Origin of the sequence: Kosmotoga arenicorallina S304 (assembly GCF_001636545.1) — a bacterium.
GTDB lineage: Bacteria > Thermotogota > Thermotogae > Petrotogales > Kosmotogaceae > Kosmotoga_B > Kosmotoga_B arenicorallina.
Genome location: NZ_JFHK01000004.1, coordinates 167,427 through 186,959 on the forward strand (window position 1 = coordinate 167,427; position 19,533 = coordinate 186,959).

Genomic DNA, 19,533 nt, shown 5'->3' on the forward strand with positions numbered 1-19,533 from the left:
CCCCTTTCAAAATGTTTTGCAATTATAGTTGGCCATAGTACGAACCTATTATACAGTAAACTCGCTATCAGTTTCAAGACTAAGATTTATTTTTAATTCTAAAAAAACGTCTTTTACCAATTCTCAGCACGTCGCCATCGGAAAGCCTTAATTTAGCGTGCATATCGTCGATTACAGAATTGTTGATTTTCACACCGCCCTGCTGAATGAGCCTTCTCGCTTCGCTCCGGCTGGAAATCCCGGCGAATTTTGTGAGTAATTCAACTATATCTATGTTATCGCAATTCAAAACTATTTCGGGCATTTCTTCAGGGATATCTTTTTTTCTGAAAACCTTAACGAAATAATCTTGAGCTTCATCTGCTTTTTCTCTACCGTGAAATTGGTGGGTAATGTCGTAGGCTAATTTCATTTTTATATCTCTTGGATTCACAGCTCGGTTCTCCATCTGTTTTTCATATTCTGCTATTTCCGCTTCAGGAATATCTGTAAGTAATTTCATATATTTGACGATAAGTTTGTCTGGAATGGACATTATTTTACCATACATGTCCACAGGGGGGTCTTCAAAACCTATATAGTTATCATAGCTTTTAGACATTTTCAGGTTCCCGTCAGTACCTTCAATGAGTGGGAACGTGAGAACGATCTGCGCCCTTAAACCGTATTCTTCTTGAATTTTCCTTGCTACTATAAAATTGAAATATTGGTCGTCTCCGCCTATTTCCACATCCGCTTTGACTACCACAGAATCGTAAGCCTGGGCAAGGGGATACAGAAACTCGGCGACGCTTATTGGTTCATTGTTATTATATCTTTTGTTAAAATCGTGCCTTTCAAGCATCCTTGCAACGGTATATTTTGCAGCAAGCCTGATAACATCTTCAAAGTTAAGCCTGTCATGCCATTCTGAGTTGAAGCGAATTTCTGTCTTTTCTTTGTCCAGAATTTTGAAGGCCTGCCTGCTGTAAGTGATAGCATTCTCCCGGGCTTCTTCTCTGGAAAGCATCGGACGGGTCTTGGAACGCCCCGAAGGATCGCCAATCCTCGCTGTAAAGTCACCAATAATGAGGACTACCTGGTGACCGTAATCCTGAAATTGTCTGAGCTTTCTCAGTACCACCGCATGCCCCAGATGAAGGTCAGGCCTTGAGGGGTCAACGCCCAGTTTAACCCTCAAAGGCTTCCCTTCTTTCAGCCTTTCAAGCAACTCGCTTTCCGAGACAAAAGAGACAGCGTTTCTCTTAAGCTCTAATAATTGCTTTTCTGGAGATACCAAAGTTATCACCCGAATCAAGAAAGCGGAAAGGCTCTGGAAATGACAAAAGCGAGGAGCACGCTATTGGCCATAAAGGCAACAGACAGCCACAGAGTTATCTTACCGGGCGTGTCAAGCCCTTTCTTTCTTCCAAACATGGTGTGCGTACCACCACTACCAAATGCTCCGCCGAGTTCTGAGGCTTTGGTCATCTGAATAAGTACGAGAATAACAAGTGCTACGCTGATTACAGTATGCAACGCAATGAGCAAATAGGACAACATTACCATTGTTATACCTCCCGATTATCGCGATATTGTTCGTTTGGTATTATACTATATGTGTTGGTTTGTCGCAAATATCGTATTTATGGAGGTGTTTATTTGCCCAGGCACGAAATCCTGATTTATCTACCTTTGAAACCTTCAGTGGCAAAAATTCAAAACCTTCCCATCAAGCTCCCTGTGAGAATAGAAGACGTTCCGAAAATCGTTGACAGGGATAAAATTGACCTTGATATAATAATTCGAGGTCTGGAAACTCAGCACAGGGTAAAGCCAAATGAATACTATGATTCATACCTTTTGTATTTTTACTACGAAGCTTTTAAAAAATCACTGAACAATGGGGATATCGAGCAAGCAAAGGACTGGCTCGGCAAAGCGGAAAAGCTAAAAGTCGATTACCGCTACTTTTTTTATCATGGATTGCTTTTGCGCGAGATTGGAAAATTAAACTTAGCCGAAATTGAGTTGAGAAAAGCCGTTGAAATGAACCAAAATTTCTACATTGGATATTTTGAGCTCGCCAGACTACTCCAGAAAAAAGGCGAATATGACGAAGCTGTAAAATTTCACATAAAATCTCTGGAACAATCCCATGGAGAGTTTGACTTGCCTTTGCTTGGCGTAGTTGATTCATATAGTGCTTCAGGAATGCTTTCTTCTGCACTGGAGATATTGGAGCACATACCTTCCAGCTCCCGGATATTTGTCGATGCCCTTTTGCGTAAAGGTGTAATATTGAACGAGCTTCAGAGACACGCCGATGCCGAAAAAGCCTTCAACATAGCTTTAAGGCGGGAGAAACGCTGGGAGCTATTCTACAATAGGGCTTATGCAAGAGAAAGGCTCGGAAAGCTTTATCCCGCACTGACTGATTTAAAGGAAGCCTTTAAGATGAGTTCCGCGGAGGAAATTTTGTACGACATAGCATTGCTTGAAAGAGAAATGGGATTTGTTGAAGATGCAATTGAACACCTTACGCTTTATCTTGACTCAAATAGCGATACCGCAGCTGAGGTGGCTCTTGCAAGATGCTTTTTAATGCTTGGAGATCCCGAGAAAGCAAAAGGAATGCTGCCGGATTCTGCTCCGGAAGACCTCAAAGAGTATATAAACCTTTGCAGCCTTCTCAAAGAGAAAGGCAGGAAAGACCATGAATTTGCAAATCCATTGTTTTCAGGCTTGCTACGTGAGTATAAAACGGGAAAAATAGGAGAAAAAACAGATAAACTACGCGAGCTTTCATCTTCGCTTTTGGGAGCAAATAGCTTATTTGAGGGAGGCTATATTGATTACCAGAAGCTTATGGAATGGTCACTGAAAAGCCTTAGCGACACCACAGCAAAAAGCCGGATAAGAGGTATCATGAAAGGAAAAGTGCCCGATGAAAGAGAGATTTCTGTTGATGAACTGAAACTCTTTATCAGATTTCTCCCCTTTTTTGGCTTTGCCTTCGGAAGTATGGAGCTCTTTGCAAGGCGATTTGCTTTTATCCTATCAGGAAGCGGAGAAACCCTGGCAATGTTTTTAATGATTTTAAGGCTTTATTCTTACGCACTTGCCGATGAAGCCGTTGATATATATTCCTTTATTGAAGAAATGATAGAGGAATTCAGAAGTTTCGCCTTCGAATTTTCCAGATTCATCGCTGAGGTTTCCGAAACCCACTTCATAGACGCTGATACAGCTCTGGAAAGCGTTTCCGAAACTCCAAGGGAGTTCCTTGTAAAAATATTATCCCTTGTGAGAACAGATGCGATTGATGAGGCTTCTAAGACTGACAATATCTACACTTATTTCAGGAGGTATTTATGAGAGAAGACCTTTTCGAAAGATTCTTTGAATTTGTTATCAATGAAGACATCAACCCGGATAGTTTGAATTCTGAAAAAATCATCCGCTTGCTCAAAGAACATTTTTCGCAGGATGAGGCCGAAGAAATACTCAGCAGCCTTGATTCGCTTTTTGGGGGGCTTTCAGAGCTTATAGAAAATCCCCGGGAATACTTTTTTGGCGACAAAAAAGTTCCTGATTCCGAAAATCCAGATATGGAAAAATAATCCTTTTGATTTGAAAGTTAATTATCCTATAATTGATAGAGACAAAGTGAGTTTAAGAGGGGGTTGAGCCAATGAAGGCAAAATACTTGATGTTGTTGTTTCTGCTTTTTTCGATAACTTTTTTCAGTTATGGGGTTCTCAGCGTTGATTCCTATCCTTCCAAAGCCCTTGTTTATATCGATGGTGAGCATCTTGGATACACCCCCTTCAGTATGGACGCAGTTGAGGGATATCATAGAGTCGCAATAGAAAAAAAGGGTTTTGAGCCTTATGAAGAATATGTTTATGTCGACAAAGATACTACTGTTCGCGTGGAAAGGGCCCTTAAGATCCGCCCAGATTATTCAGCAATGCTTGGAAAGATGCTCGTTGGACTCCAGATAAGCGATTTCGAACCAGAAGAATGGCTTTTTGGAATGGCCAGCGAATCCATAAAAAAACTCTTCGCAGACATCAATCTATCTGCTGATGTTGTTTCTGGCGAAGCTTTGGATTCTTCTGCCGAACTTGGGTACTCTGGATATCTCGATTTCCTTTTAAGCCATAGCGAATCAGAGGAAAATCACTTATTTACTTTATCGGTTAAATACCACGATTTGATTCTAAACCGCGAGTTTTTCAAATTAGAGAAATCCTTTGAAGTTACCGGCATAAGGGAAAACTTTCAAAATGCCTTTTTACCCGTTCTCAGAGATATCGTCGGCAATCTTTCAAGCGCTCTGGTAGAGGAATTGTATGAAAAGGTCACCGGAAAAATAGAGTTTCTCAATGTGGACATCCAGCGTTATCCAGAAATCAGCATTATTTTCAGAGCCTATGACGAATCCAATACCCCGCTTTCTTTAGAAACGATAAATAACAGCAAGCTTTCGATAATTGAAGCCGGAACCGCTACTTCCTTATCGCAACTGATCCCGATAAAGCAGGAAGAGGCATTGAATTTCACCCTTGCCCTGGACAGGAGCGGTAGCATGAAACCTGTGATAGAAAAGGCGAAGTTAGCTGCAAAAGATTTCCTGGGTTTACTGCCTTCTAATAGCTCCATCGCATTAATTGCTTTTGACAACGAAATAGAGCTAATAAAAAATTTCACCGATAACCGCCAGGAGCTCGTTGCAGCTCTTGGAAACATTACTGCTCAGGGATCCACCCCGCTTTATGACACGGTTATTAAAGCCGTTGAGCTCCTTTCGAAAAGAAATGGCCCAAGATTTCTTGTGCTTGTTACTGACGGCGTTGATGCAAACCTGAACGATACAGATCTGGGAAGCGAAAATTCGATATCAGATGCCATAAGGATCGCTAGGGAAAACAACGTGGTGATTTTCGCCATTGGACTGGGAAGGAATATTGACAAATTCAGCCTGGGGACATTAACAACCTCAACTGGCGGAACTTTCCTGGACTCACCTACCATTGATGATTTAGACAGCGCATTCAAAAAAATCCTTGAAGCTTTTGAAAATCTCTATATCGGGAAATATATATCAACGGGAGAAAGAACAGCCCTTTTGAGAATCGATACTCCTGCTTCCCGAATCGAGGGAAAATTCCTGATCCCTATTCCCGAGATTTCACTGAAGATGAACACGCCTCCCAGTGCAGTGGCAGGTATGCCCTTTGAAGTTACAGTCTCTTCACTTGCAACGATGACAGCGCCAATAAATTTAACATTCAAAGCTGTTACTCTGGATGGAACCACTCTCTGGGAGGAAAGACGTTTATTCAATGATACAGCGAGTTATGAGCTGGTTTTGCAAAAAACCGGGCAATATTATATAGAGTTGAGTTCTTTCAGATTCCTCAAAAGGCAAAAAATAGAAGTAGTTCCAATAGAGAAATTTTTGAATGACCTGATCGGCGAATACAGATATCCGGAAGCCTCAAGAGTGCTGGAAGAATATCTTAAAATTGCTTCACTGGAAAAGGAACAGGAATTGAAATTGATTGATTGGTTAGCCGACATCGAACTGAGAGCTTCGCTGGTAGACGGAAAATTCTCACATTTGAAGTCATTTCTATCTATACTAAACCACTCTGGAATTCACGATGATTCCCTTTTATCCAAAAAGGCATTATTCGAATACCTTCTTGGCGATTTGGAGAATTTTTCAAACACATTAACTGCTTTGCCAGCAGACCGAGCGGAAGATGGTTTGGCTGTACTGAAGCTTCTTCAAGCAGGGATAACAAAGCCTGAAAACGCTGCCCTTCTGGCAGAAAAATTATTAAAAATGTATCCCTCTCCTCTTATAAGAAGATTCGCAGCGGAGCTCTACATAACCTTATCCTTAGACGAAAAAGCCACGGAAATAGCTGAAGAAGCGGCCAACTCAAATGACCTTATAGATTTAATCACCGCTGCTTATACAGCTCTCATGACCGGAAACGGTGAATTACTCAGCGAGCTTGCTGAAAGAACGGAACAGTTCAATGCCTTAAAACCTTTATCAGCAGTATGGAGAAGCTTGCAGTACTGGCTTAATGATGGAGCAGACACCGCCCGGGAATATCTGAACTCGATTGACAAAAGTATAATAGACTCAATCCTTATTAAAAAAGCACTCGCGGCTTTATCCATCGCATCTGGCGATTTCGAAAAGCCCCTTACACATGTTGAAGAGCTTGACCCGGATGACTTTAGATTTGCTTCATTGCTCTCAAATACCTACGAAGACGCCTCCCTCGAGATTGAAAAGCCCCTCGAAAAGAAAATCATCAGCTGGGAAGGTGGCGGTTTGTTTATAAGAGCCCGCAGAACTTCCCGCTCTCCATTACCGGTCTTTCTTAATGGCGAGGGAATGTTAACATATCTGGACAGCCTTACGATATATCCCCACAGCCTTTTGCTCACAACGGTTAAGAGCGGGGTTAACCTTCTCCAGATGACCCTTGAAGACCTCGAAAAGCACGTGCTTGATGCAGATCAAATAACCGTGATTCTTGACCGGAAAGCCCCGCAGATAGCAATAGATGATTACTTCTTCACAGCGTCGGAATATGTGGATTTATCCTTCACTATCAACGATGATACGGGAATTTCAAAGATAACACTGGATGACGAGCCAGCAACTCCTGTAATGGTTTCTGAAAACAATTACACTCTGAGGTTTAAGACAGACAGGAAATCCAGAGCTGTGGTTCTATCAGCTACCGATTTAGCTGGAAATATTTCAAGCAAAAAATTCTATGTACTATACGATATAAAGGGTCCAGAAATTGAGATAAAGGGTCCTTCAATAACTGGTAGTGAGACGGTTATCATAGCGATAAATGTAGTTGACGAATTCGGCATCAGCTCACTTGTAATTGACGCCAAAAAAGTGGATATAGATGGCAGAAAATCATTCAGCTACAACCACACTGTCAGCCTTGCCGGAAAAGATATGAAGACTATCGAAATAAGTGCTGTCGATATGGCTGGAAATATAACATCTACAAGATTCACGATAAGAAAAGATCATCAACCGCCAGAGCTGGAGCTAAAGCTTCCCACAAATGTCGTCTCGACAAGCGCTGAAATAACTCTCATAGCTACTGACAGCGGCGGAATAGATTTTATAAGAGTTCAAGACACCGAAAGGAAGTACTCCGGGACAACTTCTATTGAGGATACTTTTGAAATAGTATTGAAGGAATCTGGCAATATCAACATTGAGGCCGCCGATCTTTCTGGAAATATTTCAAGGATTTCACAGTATATTTTTGTAGATAAAATCCCACCAGTTATTTCCTTTGCCCCCATGGAAAAAAACGGCGAAATGATGGCTAAAATTACCTTTGAGGACGATTCAGGGCTAAAATACGTGAAAGTCGGTAAATACATAGATAAATTAAATGGTCAGAGAACTTTTGAGTATATAGCTTCACGGGACGAATTAACCGAAAAGCTTGAAATTGTCGCTATGGATATAACAGGAAAGCGCACCGAAAAAGCACTTCAATGGATTCCCTTTGAGCTCAACGATATAGCCGGGAATGTTATGACCAGCGATCTTGTTGAGCTCAGCGGAAAAATTCTAATCCCGGTAGAGGGTACCTATACTTTGGAGGTTTACAACAACGGAAAGCTTATCAAGACATCAACACAAAAAGGCGAGCTTTTTGAAGAATGGGTTCCTCTATCCACCGGGTGGAACAACCTTCTGGTAGTGATAAAAACATCAGATGGGATTGGCATTAAAGATCACAGCATTCTATCAATTCCGCGCCACGAAGCCATGAGGGTTACATTAACCTGGGATTCCACCGCGGCAGATCTTGACCTTTACGTTAGAGAACCTGATGGAACGGTTGTAGGCCCAATGAACCCATCAAGCAAGTGTGCCTATATAAATGTAGATGCAAGACAGCATTCATCGAACGAAGAAACCTATATCCTGAATTACAAAGGTTCCTTCTTGCCTGAAGAGGGCGATTATCACATCGCGGTGCATTATTATTACTCAGACCTTTATCCCAACCCTGTGAACTACAAGGTTACAATAGACACCTTCGATGAACACATCGAAAAGGAAGGAACACTGGACTACTTCAACAAATTCAACATGCTATTCTTGTCAGGCAAAAATGATTGGGAGGATATTGGAAAGGTCTTTGTAAGAATTCCAGACAAAGAATTTCCGAACTTATCCACAAATCTTCACGAAACGATGTACAGCGCGAAAAATGCTATTGAAATTGAAATTTTTGCCAAAGATAATACAGGCATAAAGTCGATAACAACCGATGCAGTGAAACCCGATATCGCCAAAAAAGAGTACAACACATACGGAAAGCGTGAAGTATATCTCAACGAGGAGAGATTTTTCCCCGATGGTGTATCATACTTCAATATAACTGTGGAGGACCTTTTTGGCTTGAAAAAGTCAGCAACTTATAAAATATACATAGACACTAAGCCTCCGCAAATAGAAATCAAAAAAGTCCCTGATGAAAATGGTAATCTCACCCTGATTGCTACGTTCAAGGATGAATTGGGATTGAGCTCTGTCTCTATAAATGGCAAAAGATACCAGTTTGACGATCTCAAACAAAAAACGAAGGAATTCACGGTTACCCAGAAAATACCAAAGGGAGAATCCCTGAATTTATCTGCTACGGACATAGTCGGCCATACCATTTTTGAGACGGTTGGGTGGTGAAAGTAATGCTAAGACGGGTGATGATCGCAATTTTTGTTCTTTTGTCCCTGGTCACGTTCTCGAACATCCTGGAATTGAATCTATCGCGCTATCCTCTGGTCTCCTTTTATGTTTCAGCAGAATCTACACCAACGCGCATAATTGAAGATGGGAAAAATGTGGAATTCTGGTTTGGAAAGGCCAAAGAAGGGTTTGTTTCCGATCTGGATATAGTCATGGTCCTTGACACTTCTGGCAGTATGAGAAAGGTGATGGGCTTTCTCGATGATCTGATGGCAGCAACGCTTGATAAATTGAATTCCAGCGGGATAAGAGTCAGAACGGGAATGGTAACTTTCACAGATGAATTGTTGAAAATATACCCTTTGACTACAAACGCCAGCAATTGCATCGCATGGTTGCAAGATGCGATTCCCTTTGGCGGAGGTGACGACAATGAGCTTTCACTTGACGCACTGCTTGAAGCTGCGAATTTCGATTTTGACCCTCACGCTCGAAAGGTCATTCTTCTGATAACCAATGCTCCTCCCCATCAGCAAAATGACGGAACCGAATACAGCAGCCTTACCCTTCAAGACGTTCAAAAAGAATTATCCGAAAGGGATTTCAATCTTATCATAATAGGGCCTCCCATTGACGAATTCAAAAGCTTTGTCGAAAGGGCGAGGGCTCAATTTTTCAACATAAACGCTATCTGGGAAGTGGAAGAAGCTTTTAACAGCGCTTTAGCAACCTTTTTCAAATCTTATTTGCTTGAATACAGAACCCCTAATTTCGATTTTGAGAGGGAACACATTATCGAAGTCGAGCTTGAGGACGGTTCAAAAGTCTATACCAGTTATCTTTCACCGGAAAAAACGAATTCTCCACCGATAATAAACAGCCTTTCTGTAATTCCGCCGGTTTCATTTCCCGGCGAACCCGTTCGCATAAACGTGCAGGCAAAAGATATGGACGGAGATACCCTGGCATTTCGCTGGAAACTAAACGGGCAGCTTCTCGAGGAAGATCAGGAAGAAATCACTATTACTCCTGAAGCCACCGGCACATTCAATGTTTCCTGCGAGGTACGCGATGGCAGAACTTCAAGCATTGCCCACACAGGGTTCAGAGTTATCGAAAAGCAAAAACCGGAAATAGTAAAAACTGTGGTGGAAAAAGTGATTAAACCCGAGCAAGATCGAGCTGCACTTGACATCACCACCATAGAGAAGCAACTCGGGATAACCTTCTCTTCATATTTCACTACAGATATCAACGCTGACAGCAGCCTTGAAATAATAGCCGGAACCGACTCAGAGGGCCTGGGAACGCTTTACATGTTTGATTCAAAAGGTCAACCTATATGGCATATAACCCTTTCGGACGACAGTGTCTTCTGGCCTGATGATTCATTTAGAATAGATTCTATTTTGTGTGGAGATGTGAACGACGACGGGAAAAAAGAAATTGTTGCGCTTCTGAACCATATGCCCTGGTTCCCTTCAATAATCGCAGTCGTTTCCTCCGATGGAAGCATACTGGGGAAATATTTTCATCCCGGGCACATACAGTTGCTCAAATTGGAGGACATTGAAGGCGACGGGATCGATGATATAGTCTTTGCAGGCGAAAATGCCGAATACAACTTTTCGGTAGTTTTTGGGATTTTGGATGGAAGGAAGCCCTCCGGACAGGCAAAGCCATATTTCGGGCTTGGCGTTCCCCCTGCCCGGGAAAAGTTCTATAGGCTTTTGCCTGAAGCCATTGGTATTGGCTCAATTAGCATAATCGATGGTAAGGTTTTATTTATTGATGAAACCGGACAGGAATTTGAAATTTCCAAGTAATCTCTGTGGGGGTGCTCATATGAAGAATATAGTGTTAGGCATACTTTTGATAGTAACAGCCATTGCAACTGCAACGAGCATTTTGGATGTTGATATATCAGGATTTCCCCTTGTAAAGGTCCTTGTTGCAGGTGCTGAAAACGTGAATGTGCTGGAAAATTCCCAACCTGTTGATATATTCTCAATCGAGGAGAACGGAGATCTTCTGGTAATAAATTATTTCAGCAACGAAGAAGCGCTAAAAGGGCAAAAAGTGGAACTCGCTATAAATGAAGCGCATGCATATTACAACCTTCCCCTTGCTGAGAGCGAAGCCTTTTCAGCCTTTATACTTGATAATGCCGAGATAACGATAGACGGCAGTATTGACGATTGGGATAAAATTACCGGTATCCGTTTTTTATCAGGTGCTGGCAGTAGCGGTGCTCCCATTTCCGGCTGGCTTGACCTGAGCGGTATAGTGAAAATCGCTTACAATTTGACGACAAGCACCCTTTATGGATTATTGGTCATCCGCGATGACGTACCTATTCCGGCATTCTCGGAGGATATAATTGGCTCTGGCGACAGTGTCCAGCTAAAAATAAACAACATCCTCTACAACCTGTTACCAGGAAATTTCATCAATTACGACCCCTCTATTACGAGCAGTACCCCTATTGAAAATTCAAAAATAGCTTGTATCCTTGAAAATAGCCACTATATTTATGAATTTGCTGTCCCATTTCCGAAAAATATGGAGACAAAAGAGCTGAAGTTGTCCATTTCGGTAATAGATAATGACAAACCAAAAGCACTTGAAAAAACCGAATGGCGGGTAATCGAAAGGGAAGAATTGCTATTCTCTACAGAGGCTTTACCGACAATTACGATAATCTCTCCGAAAGATGGGGATATATTTTCCAGACCTTATGCTTTGCTTTCCGGTTCAGTAAGTGGAGAATACGAAAATGTGTTGGTCAAGCAAGAGAGAATAGGCAACACTGGGGAAATAATACCTGTTGATGAGAGAGTAATCAAGATAGAGAATGGCCTCTTTCATGATTCCTTCATACTGAGCCAGGGGGAAAACGTCTTCACCGTATTAGCAACAAACACTTCCGGAAAAGCTATAGCAAGCATAAAAGTCCTCTACCCAACAAAAGCTTCCCTGCGCTTTATCCTTAAATGGAATAATCCCAAAGCGGATCTTGATTTGAACGTGATGCTCCCCTCGGGCAAAAGGATTTATTTCGTAAACCCGGGCCCTCCAGGCAAATTGCACATTGCAGATGCCGATGAAGCCCTCGAAGTTTATGAGATTCCCTTTGATCAAGTTGAACCGGGATTTTACACACCCATGGTCCACTTCTTTGAAAACAAGGGTGCAAGGGAAATCGAAGGAACGCTTTCTGTCGAGTTGAGCGATGGCGTTTCAGCCAATATATCCCGTGAATTGTTCAGGGGTAGTTTTTCTTTCAATGGGAACGAGGCAAATCCCACTGATACAACAACAGGAACCGACTGGAGATATTTTGAACCTATCGAAATCAAAATTCCAGAGGTAGCCGTAAAAGTGCTATCTGACATTCCGGATAAGTTCAAAGGTAATGTCACTTACCGAATTGGGACCATAGAACATAAAGAGGGATTTATAGGCACCTACGAGCTTGGAACTTCCTTTGAGTTGGAAGTTACCCCCTCCCTTTTTGAAGTAGATATCGATGAAAGTGTTGAGGGAAATGATATCAAATTTGAATTCTCTGGCTGGGACGATGGTATTAGTAGCAGGAAAAGGGAAGTTACTATAAACGAACCCGAAACTTTACTGGCACATTTTAAGAAATATTACAAAGTCCTCCTTGTCACAGTCGATAATGAGGGAAATGAGCTAATGAAGCGTAAACAATACTGGGTTGAAGCCGGTAAAGAAATAAATATTTCTTCAATTGATATCGAGGGTATGCTTTTTCGGAGCTGGCTTTTTAATGGCCAAAGGGTTTCCACCGAAAAAGGTCCCATGGGATTCACAATCACCGGACCTTCGGTTATTGTAAGAGAATTCTTAAGAACCACCGATGTGATGGTGATCGCCCCGGAAGGCTCAGCTTACGACCTGGAAGCTTTGAAAAATACACTCGGGGCAGAAAACCTCTCCGTGGGATTGTATTCACCTGAAACCATAAAGGAAAATCCGCGTTCGCTTAGTAAAGCCAGAATGGTTTTTCTGGGATTCAGCCTTCCTGAAGGCAATTTTGATGATTTCTTCACAGGGGAAATTATTGATGAATTGAGAGATTACGCCAAAAATGGTGGCACAATAGCCATCTCCGGTGATGGAAAAGCCCTGCTTGAAAAATTTGAACTGGCAAAGTTAAAAGAGGTTTCCTATGCTCGTGGGACGCTGTGTGTACCTTTCAGGTTGTTATACGGCCCTGAAGGGCTTTTTGATCATCTGGCATTCCCAGCTGACGAATCCACGGTTCTCTTGAGCCCTGAAAACACCGATTATCTATGGAAAAGCAATGAAGAGTTTGAATCCTATGTGATTCAAGAGTATACGGGGGATTTTCTTCCGCTTCATTTCATAGAATCCCTGACAGTAAAAGAAAGCCAGACTGTCAAATCTCAACCCCTATTACTCTGGAAGTACGGAAGCGGAAATCTCCTGTATCTTGATGAAATCTGGAACGGAAAGACATCTTCATCAGGAAGCGTTAATTCCCTTGTCACAGAATTCATAAACCTTCTTATTGAGGGTGAGCCCATGATCATTCCGAAACCTTATGTGGAATCTGTTACTCTGAGGGGCGATGTACTAGCTCTGAATCTCAAAGAACCCAGAGGAAAGTTCTTTGAGGTATGGGCATCAAGTAAAGATGGAATGGCTGAGTACATCTCAACTATGTTCATATTTGACGAAGCAAATCTTTCATCAGTAGACACGGGGAATATTTCAGGAATCATGCTGAGAACACTGTCCGGGCTTAACGCTTCGAACTTTTCGGATCCAGTCAAAATAACCGTTCCACAGCCCGTTTATTACGAAGTTTATGGGAGCATTGTGGAGATCTTTTCAGACGAAAGAAAAACAAAAAAAATAAAGATGCGAGACTTTCCTGATACAGAAATGATCTCTCATATAGAATATGACCTCAACAAAGACGGTATTGACGATATCATCCTCATACGAAAATTGAAAATCCAAGACCCAGCAAAAAGTGATGTCGTTATAACTGCATTAAATAGAGATATCAGCATGCTGTGGGAAGAAAGTTTCGGTGACGGTAAGGTATATGCTCTGCCTCTTTCTTATGCAATAGTGGATTACGGGATTTTCTACGAAGGCAGTGAACCTTACATTTACGTGGTTGCCAACGGCGATAATGGGAATTTCTCAGTAGCAAGCGTGTATTCAAGGCACGGGGAGCTCATTTCAGAATTATGGCATCCTGGACCAATTGAGGCGGTACTTGTAGGAGACCTGAACCTCGACAAAACCAGGGAAATCCTGCTTGCAGGCTATAATTATCATTACGACGCAGCAGACTATATAGTATACAACCCGACCGGGATAGGCGTTGCCCAGACACCGCCTGGCAGAGGCTTTTTCTATCCGATGAGTAAAGGCTTGGCCTATACATACTTCACAAATCTTGAAACCTTTGTATCTGTATCAGAAAAGGGGCCCGGACTCTTCGAGCTGGTAACTGAAGATGGGAAAATTCAAAAAATAAATCTGCTGGAGAGTGAAAAATGAAAAGGCTTTTTCTCGGGGTTATATTGATGTTATCAACGGCATGCCTGGCTTTAACGGCTATAAACAACATAGATGCCTCAAAATTCCCTGAGGTAAAGGTTCAGGTAACTACAATGGGTTATTACACTCCTGATGATTTAGAGATTTCAGAAGATGGAGTTGAGGTAACCCCTTCTGTCAGATTGCTAAAAAGAGAGCCCCTGGAATCAGTAAATATCTATTATTTTTTGGACATTTCCGGCTCAATGAACCAGCAACTACCTGAAACCATTGATAAATTGACGGCTTTTTCAGAAGCAATAAATGCAATTTTTGAAGGCAAACTTCAAGAGCATTTTATTGCACTTTCTGACAGGATTTTCAAAGAGGTGATAGGTTCCAGCAAAGACACAAAAAAGATCCTGACAGAGCTTTATTCTTTGCCAGTCACAGCTGATGAGGACTTTGGAAAGGTTATCAACAGCTACAAATTCGCTGAAAACTCAATTATTGTTTTTGCAGATGACAGGGATTCCTGGAAGGAAAAGCTATCGCCTGCTCTGGCGAAGTCCGGTTTTTTCTTCGTTGCTCTCGATACCGGGAGCGATTATGCGAAAATGTTTTCCGGAGCCACAAAGGGCATCGTTTTTGACGGAGAACGTCTCGATAGTTTGGAAGCCATCATTTCCTTGTTTTCACGATCTTTGTGGGAATTGGTATATTCTTCACCCTTTCCCGAGCTGAGCTTGCATACAGTTGAAATAAATGGCAAAGCAGCAAATTATTTGAGTTCCGGAGATGAACCCTTTGTAATTCCCGAGACGGAAACAGTAGAAGCCACTGCCGGGGAAAAGCTGATATTGAAAGGCACTCTTATCGGTGAAATTAAAAGCCTTGAAGCCAGCTATGATGATACTCAGCTGAAAGTAAAGGTTGTGGATCAAGAATACAGTCTTGAGCTAATTCCAGAACCCGGGATTGGAACGCTTACCCTCAGGGCCTGCTCCCTCTGGAAATGCTTTGAAAAGAATGTGAATTTACTCGTCATCGAACGTGAACCAGCGCTTGAAGCAACGATTTTCTGGGATAACCCGGAGGCCGACCTGGATCTTTATGTCATCGAGCCATCAGAGGCTGTATACTTTCTCAACAGCAAAGGAATCGGACTATTAACCTGTGATGAAAAAAAAGAGCCCGGGACTGAGAAATACCGGTTAAAGCCTAATGGAAAGTCCCCCCCGCATGGCAGGTATATCATCAGGGTTCATTATTACAGCGGCGATGGCCCGGTGGAATTCAGGGTTGCCGTTTATTCATATGGCGCGTTGATTTTTGAAGGAGAATTCGCTCTGGAGTTTCCCGATTCAAGAAATTGCCTTCCAGATGCTATAGGACCTGACTGGATCGATGTGATAAAGATCAATTTTTAATGGATACAGGAGGTTTATCATGAAAATTTCAACAAGAGCTGGAAAAATGCCTGCATCACCGATAAGGAAGCTCGTCCCTTACGCCGAAAAAGCGAAAAAAAAAGGGATTAAGGTCTATCACCTGAATATAGGCCAGCCAGATATTCCCACACCTGAGGTATTCTTTAACCGACTCCGTGAAAACCTCGGTGACGTCGTTGCATATTCGCATTCCGCCGGAACTCTCGAATTGCGTCGTGCCTTTTTAAAATACTATGCTTCCTACGGTATCGAACTGGCTGAAAATGAAATCATAGTAACAAATGGCGGAAGCGAAGCCGTGATTTTCGCCATGGCTGCCATTGCTGATCCGGGCGATGAAATAATAGTGATAGAGCCGTTTTATGCCAATTACAAGGGATTTGCCAGCCTTTTGGACGTAAAGCTTGTGCCTGTGAAGGCAGAGGTTTCCCGGGGTTATCGTCTACCCGATAGTAAGCAATTCGAAGATGCGATTACTCCTAAAACGAAGGGCATACTTTTTTCTAATCCCGCAAATCCCACCGGAGTTGTTTTAACTGATGAAGAAATCAAAAGGCTCATTGAACTGGCTGAAAAATACGACCTCTTCCTGATTTCAGACGAGGTTTACAGGGAGTTTGCCTTCGATGGGCGCAACTCCATTTCGTTGCTTGCAAGGTATAATAACGAGCGTGTAATAATGGCTGACAGCCTTTCGAAAAGATACAGCGCTTGTGGTGCCAGAATCGGGCTATTTGCAACGCACAATAAAGAGGTGTACGACGCGGCAATGAAATTTGCCCAGGCGAGGCTCTCCCCGCCAACTGTGGCACAGTTAGGGGCTGTGGGACTGCTTGAATTAGGCAAAGAATATACTGATAAAATCAAAAATGAATATCAGCTCAGGAGAGATGTGGTATTTGAAGAACTTTCAAAAATACCGGGGGTTATTCTCGCAAAGCCCGAAGGAGCTTTTTATGTTTCTGTTGCCTTGCCTGTGGATGATGCAGAAAGATTTGTCAAATGGATGCTGACTGATTTCAACGATCACGATGAAACCGTAATGGTAGCACCTCTTTCTGGTTTTTACGCTACCGAAGGAATCGGAAAAAAGGAAATACGCATCGCTTATGTCCTTGAAAGGGAAAAGCTAAAGAGGGCATGTGAATTATTGAGAATGGGAATAGATATCTACAATAATTTATGACAGTCGGGGCGCTTTTATTAGCGCCCCTCTTTAAATATTACTCCTCAACGACTTTTACATTTATAGCTTGTGGTCGCCCTGAAGGACCCGCTTCTACATCAAATTCCACTCTTTGCCCTTCGTTCAGAGTTTTGAAACCATCCATTTGAATAGCGCTGAAATGCACAAAGATGTCTTCTCCATCGTCTTTTGTGATAAAGCCATAACCCTTTTTCCCACTAAACCACTTAACAGTGCCTTTCATTTTCTTATTCCTCCTAACTGGCAAAAGCCTTTACTGCCCACTCAGGCAGTATAATTATAACACAATAGACATAGTAATGGTTCTTGCTGCATGCAGAACAATCATATAAGGCTTGACACCCAGCAGTTGTAATGATAAAATAATTGTCGTACGGGTGCGTAGCTCAGTGGGAGAGCGCTTCCTTGACGAGGAAGAGGTCGTAGGTTCAATCCCTACCGCACCCACCAGCTGGAGAGCAATGCTCTCCTTTTTTTTTATAACTTTTGACTGTTTAAATAATTGTTAAGAGCAATTTTTCTATAAATCTTTTTTCGCTTCTGAATAGTGTGAAAATAGTTGCATTTGATTTTCTCAAACAAAACCGTTATAATATAGATGTTGTTAATAAACCTTTTGTAAGGGGGTGTTGTTGTGAAGAAGTTACTTCTTCTTGCTCTTTCTGTTTTGTTGGTTTCCGCTATTGCGTTCTCCTTCGATCCCGAAACATTTATCACATTGACCATTGGAGAACCGGAAACCCTTGATCCTCATTTCTGCTATGAAACTGCTGGTGGTGGAGTCATTCTCAATGTTTATGACAACCTCATCAAGTACAAGGGAGATTCCGTTACAGCATTTGAACCCATGATTTCCACCGAGGTTCCAACTGTTGAGAACGGCCTCATCAAAGATGGCGGTACAAAGTACGTATTCCCCATAAGGGAAGGCGTCAAATTCCATTCTGGCAATATGCTCACACCTTACGATGTTGAGTACAGTTTCGAAAGAGGAATCCTCTTTGATCCTTCCGGCGGTCCCATGTGGATGATCATTGAAGCACTCTCTGGTGGAGATTACGCTTCACTGGAAGGCTGGTTTGAAGGATGGGCAGGAGTTCCTTATTCTGAAATGGTTGACGAGAACAGGGAACCTGTCTCCGAAGAAGCCAGGGAAAAACTGATTGCCTTCTATAACGAAGTTGTTGACCCGATGGTTGAAGTTGATGGCAACAACGTTGTCTTCACACTTCAGGGTCCCTTTGCCCCATTCATGTGGATCATTTCCCACTACGCCGGCTGGAGTGCAATACTCGATGCCGAATGGGCAAAGGCTAATGGTGCGTGGGATGGCAATGCTGATGGCTGGTGGAAATGGCACGACCTGCAGCCTGAGGAAACCCCACTCCACGAAGTCGATGCCGGTTCAGGTCCATTCAAGGTTGTTGAATGGGACAGGGCACAGCAGAAAGTCATTCTTGAAAGATTTGATGACTACTGGGCAGGCCCTGCCAAACTGAAGACAGTCATCATCTGGGGTATTGACGAATACTCAACAAGAAAGGCTATGCTTGAAGCTGGCGACGCTGACATTGTTTATGTTCCTACACAGTACAAAGATCAGGTCGTTAACATGCCTGGTATCAGGATAATCGACGGTTACCCGACATCCGCTATAACCTCCTTCCACTTCAACTGGAAAGTCAAGGAAGGCAGCGAATATATCGGAAGCGGGAAACTCGATGGAAATGGTGTCCCACCCGAATTCTTCAGCGATGTCCATGTCAGGAAAGCGTTCTACTATTGCTACGATGGCATGACCTTCATAGACGAGGTCCTTAACGGCTACGGTAAGCTCGTTCCTACAGACCTTCCTGAAGGTTACCTCGGTTACGATCCTACACTGCCTGTTCCCGAATTCAACCTTGCTAAGGCCGCTGCTGAATTCAAGAAAGCCTTTGATGGTGAACTCTGGGAAAAGGGCTTCAAGCTGACGCTTCTCTACAACACTGGTAACGAAGCAAGGCAGACGGCTGCTGAAATGTTCAAATTCTACATTGAATCCCTTAACCCGAAATTCCGCATTGATGTTCAGGGCGTACAGTGGCCAACATACCTCAAAGCCCAGAGAGCCGGTTACATGCCTGCATTCATAATTGGCTGGCTTGCTGACTATCCCGATCCACATAACTTCCTTGCCACATATTATGCCAGCTATGGTATCTACGCTTCCAGGCAGGGTGAACCTTTCCTTGAATTTGCCAGAGCCAATGTCGACGAACTCATTACCGCAGCTGTTAAGGAAACAGATCCCGCCAAGCGTGAAGAGCTTTACATTGAAGTGCAGAAGATCGCCATCGAGAACACACTCGGTGTTCCTCTGTACATGCCTCTTGGCTTCCACGTTGAAAGAGACTGGGTAAGAGGCTGGTACCCGCACCCGCTCAGATCCGGAACCAATTATTACGAAGTCTACAAAGAGCAATAATGAGAAATTAAAACATAATCGCTTTTTAGAGGTCTGGGTTTGTAACCCAGACCTCTTTTTTTGTTTAAGTGTTTAATGTATAATTCTTTATGTCTCTTGTTGCTTAGATTATATT

At 42.7% G+C, this 19,533-nt stretch carries 11 protein-coding genes and 1 tRNA gene; 9 read left to right on the forward strand and 3 right to left on the reverse strand.

Annotation, left to right across the window (positions count from 1 at the left end; all coding sequences use genetic code 11):
- Positions 1 to 79: 79 nt before the first annotated feature.
- Both tyrS and secG read right to left on the reverse strand, forming a co-directional pair.
- Positions 80 to 1,279 (reverse strand): tyrosine--tRNA ligase, encoded by a 1,200-nt coding sequence (gene tyrS / locus AT15_RS03310; protein WP_068346335.1) that lies wholly within the window; start codon positions 1,277 to 1,279, stop codon positions 80 to 82.
- Positions 1,280 to 1,293: 14 nt separating this feature from the next.
- On the reverse strand, positions 1,294 to 1,542 hold the full coding sequence (gene secG, locus AT15_RS03315; RefSeq protein ID WP_068346637.1) for a preprotein translocase subunit SecG: 249 nt from the start codon (positions 1,540 to 1,542) through the stop codon (positions 1,294 to 1,296).
- Between the two features lie 99 nt (positions 1,543 to 1,641).
- Here secG and AT15_RS03320 point away from each other — a divergent pair, with 99 nt between their 5' ends.
- From AT15_RS03320 to AT15_RS03350, 7 genes are all read left to right on the forward strand, one after another.
- Positions 1,642 to 3,357: a tetratricopeptide repeat protein gene (locus tag AT15_RS03320; protein ID WP_068346337.1), complete on the forward strand. Its 1,716-nt coding sequence runs from the start codon at positions 1,642 to 1,644 to the stop codon at positions 3,355 to 3,357.
- Entirely contained in the window at positions 3,354 to 3,602 is a 249-nt protein-coding gene (locus AT15_RS03325) for a hypothetical protein (RefSeq protein WP_068346338.1), read from the forward strand. The genes AT15_RS03320 and AT15_RS03325 overlap by 4 nt, the downstream gene beginning before the upstream one ends.
- 71 nt (positions 3,603 to 3,673) lie before the next feature.
- On the forward strand, positions 3,674 to 8,746 hold the full coding sequence (locus AT15_RS03330; protein ID WP_068346340.1) for a PEGA domain-containing protein: 5,073 nt from the start codon (positions 3,674 to 3,676) through the stop codon (positions 8,744 to 8,746).
- Between the two features lie 5 nt (positions 8,747 to 8,751).
- Positions 8,752 to 10,575, forward strand: coding sequence for a VWA domain-containing protein (locus AT15_RS03335; protein WP_068346341.1), 1,824 nt, complete (start codon positions 8,752 to 8,754; stop codon positions 10,573 to 10,575).
- A 19-nt stretch (positions 10,576 to 10,594) separates the two neighbouring features.
- Positions 10,595 to 14,314: a hypothetical protein gene (locus tag AT15_RS03340; protein WP_068346344.1), complete on the forward strand. Its 3,720-nt coding sequence runs from the start codon at positions 10,595 to 10,597 to the stop codon at positions 14,312 to 14,314.
- Entirely contained in the window at positions 14,311 to 15,723 is a 1,413-nt protein-coding gene (locus tag AT15_RS03345) for a hypothetical protein (protein WP_068346346.1), read from the forward strand. Before AT15_RS03340 ends, AT15_RS03345 begins: the two co-directional genes overlap by 4 nt.
- 19 nt (positions 15,724 to 15,742) lie before the next feature.
- On the forward strand, positions 15,743 to 16,930 hold the full coding sequence (locus AT15_RS03350; protein ID WP_068346348.1) for a pyridoxal phosphate-dependent aminotransferase: 1,188 nt from the start codon (positions 15,743 to 15,745) through the stop codon (positions 16,928 to 16,930).
- A gap of 37 nt (positions 16,931 to 16,967) precedes the next feature.
- Here the strand turns inward: AT15_RS03350 and AT15_RS03355 are convergent, their stop codons facing one another.
- The gene (locus tag AT15_RS03355; protein WP_068346350.1) at positions 16,968 to 17,174 is read right to left on the reverse strand and encodes a cold-shock protein; all 207 of its coding nucleotides are present in this window, start codon (positions 17,172 to 17,174) and stop codon (positions 16,968 to 16,970) included.
- A gap of 152 nt (positions 17,175 to 17,326) precedes the next feature.
- Here AT15_RS03355 and AT15_RS03360 point away from each other — a divergent pair.
- Positions 17,327 to 17,401 (forward strand) — tRNA-Val (locus AT15_RS03360).
- Between the two features lie 184 nt (positions 17,402 to 17,585).
- A complete protein-coding gene (locus tag AT15_RS03365; protein WP_068346352.1) occupies positions 17,586 to 19,418 on the forward strand; it encodes an ABC transporter substrate-binding protein in 1,833 nt (610 codons plus the stop codon).
- Positions 19,419 to 19,533: the final 115 nt, after the last annotated feature.

Coding starts and splice junctions, on each gene's coding strand:
- secG (WP_068346637.1), bottom strand. CDS start 1,542: ATGTTGTCCTATTTGCTCATTGCGTTGCATACTGTAATCAGCGTAGCA.
- AT15_RS03325 (WP_068346338.1), top strand. CDS start 3,354: ATGAGAGAAGACCTTTTCGAAAGATTCTTTGAATTTGTTATCAATGAA.
- AT15_RS03330 (WP_068346340.1), top strand. CDS start 3,674: ATGAAGGCAAAATACTTGATGTTGTTGTTTCTGCTTTTTTCGATAACT.
- AT15_RS03335 (WP_068346341.1), top strand. CDS start 8,752: ATGCTAAGACGGGTGATGATCGCAATTTTTGTTCTTTTGTCCCTGGTC.
- AT15_RS03340 (WP_068346344.1), top strand. CDS start 10,595: ATGAAGAATATAGTGTTAGGCATACTTTTGATAGTAACAGCCATTGCA.
- AT15_RS03345 (WP_068346346.1), top strand. CDS start 14,311: ATGAAAAGGCTTTTTCTCGGGGTTATATTGATGTTATCAACGGCATGC.
- AT15_RS03350 (WP_068346348.1), top strand. CDS start 15,743: ATGAAAATTTCAACAAGAGCTGGAAAAATGCCTGCATCACCGATAAGG.
- AT15_RS03355 (WP_068346350.1), bottom strand. CDS start 17,174: ATGAAAGGCACTGTTAAGTGGTTTAGTGGGAAAAAGGGTTATGGCTTT.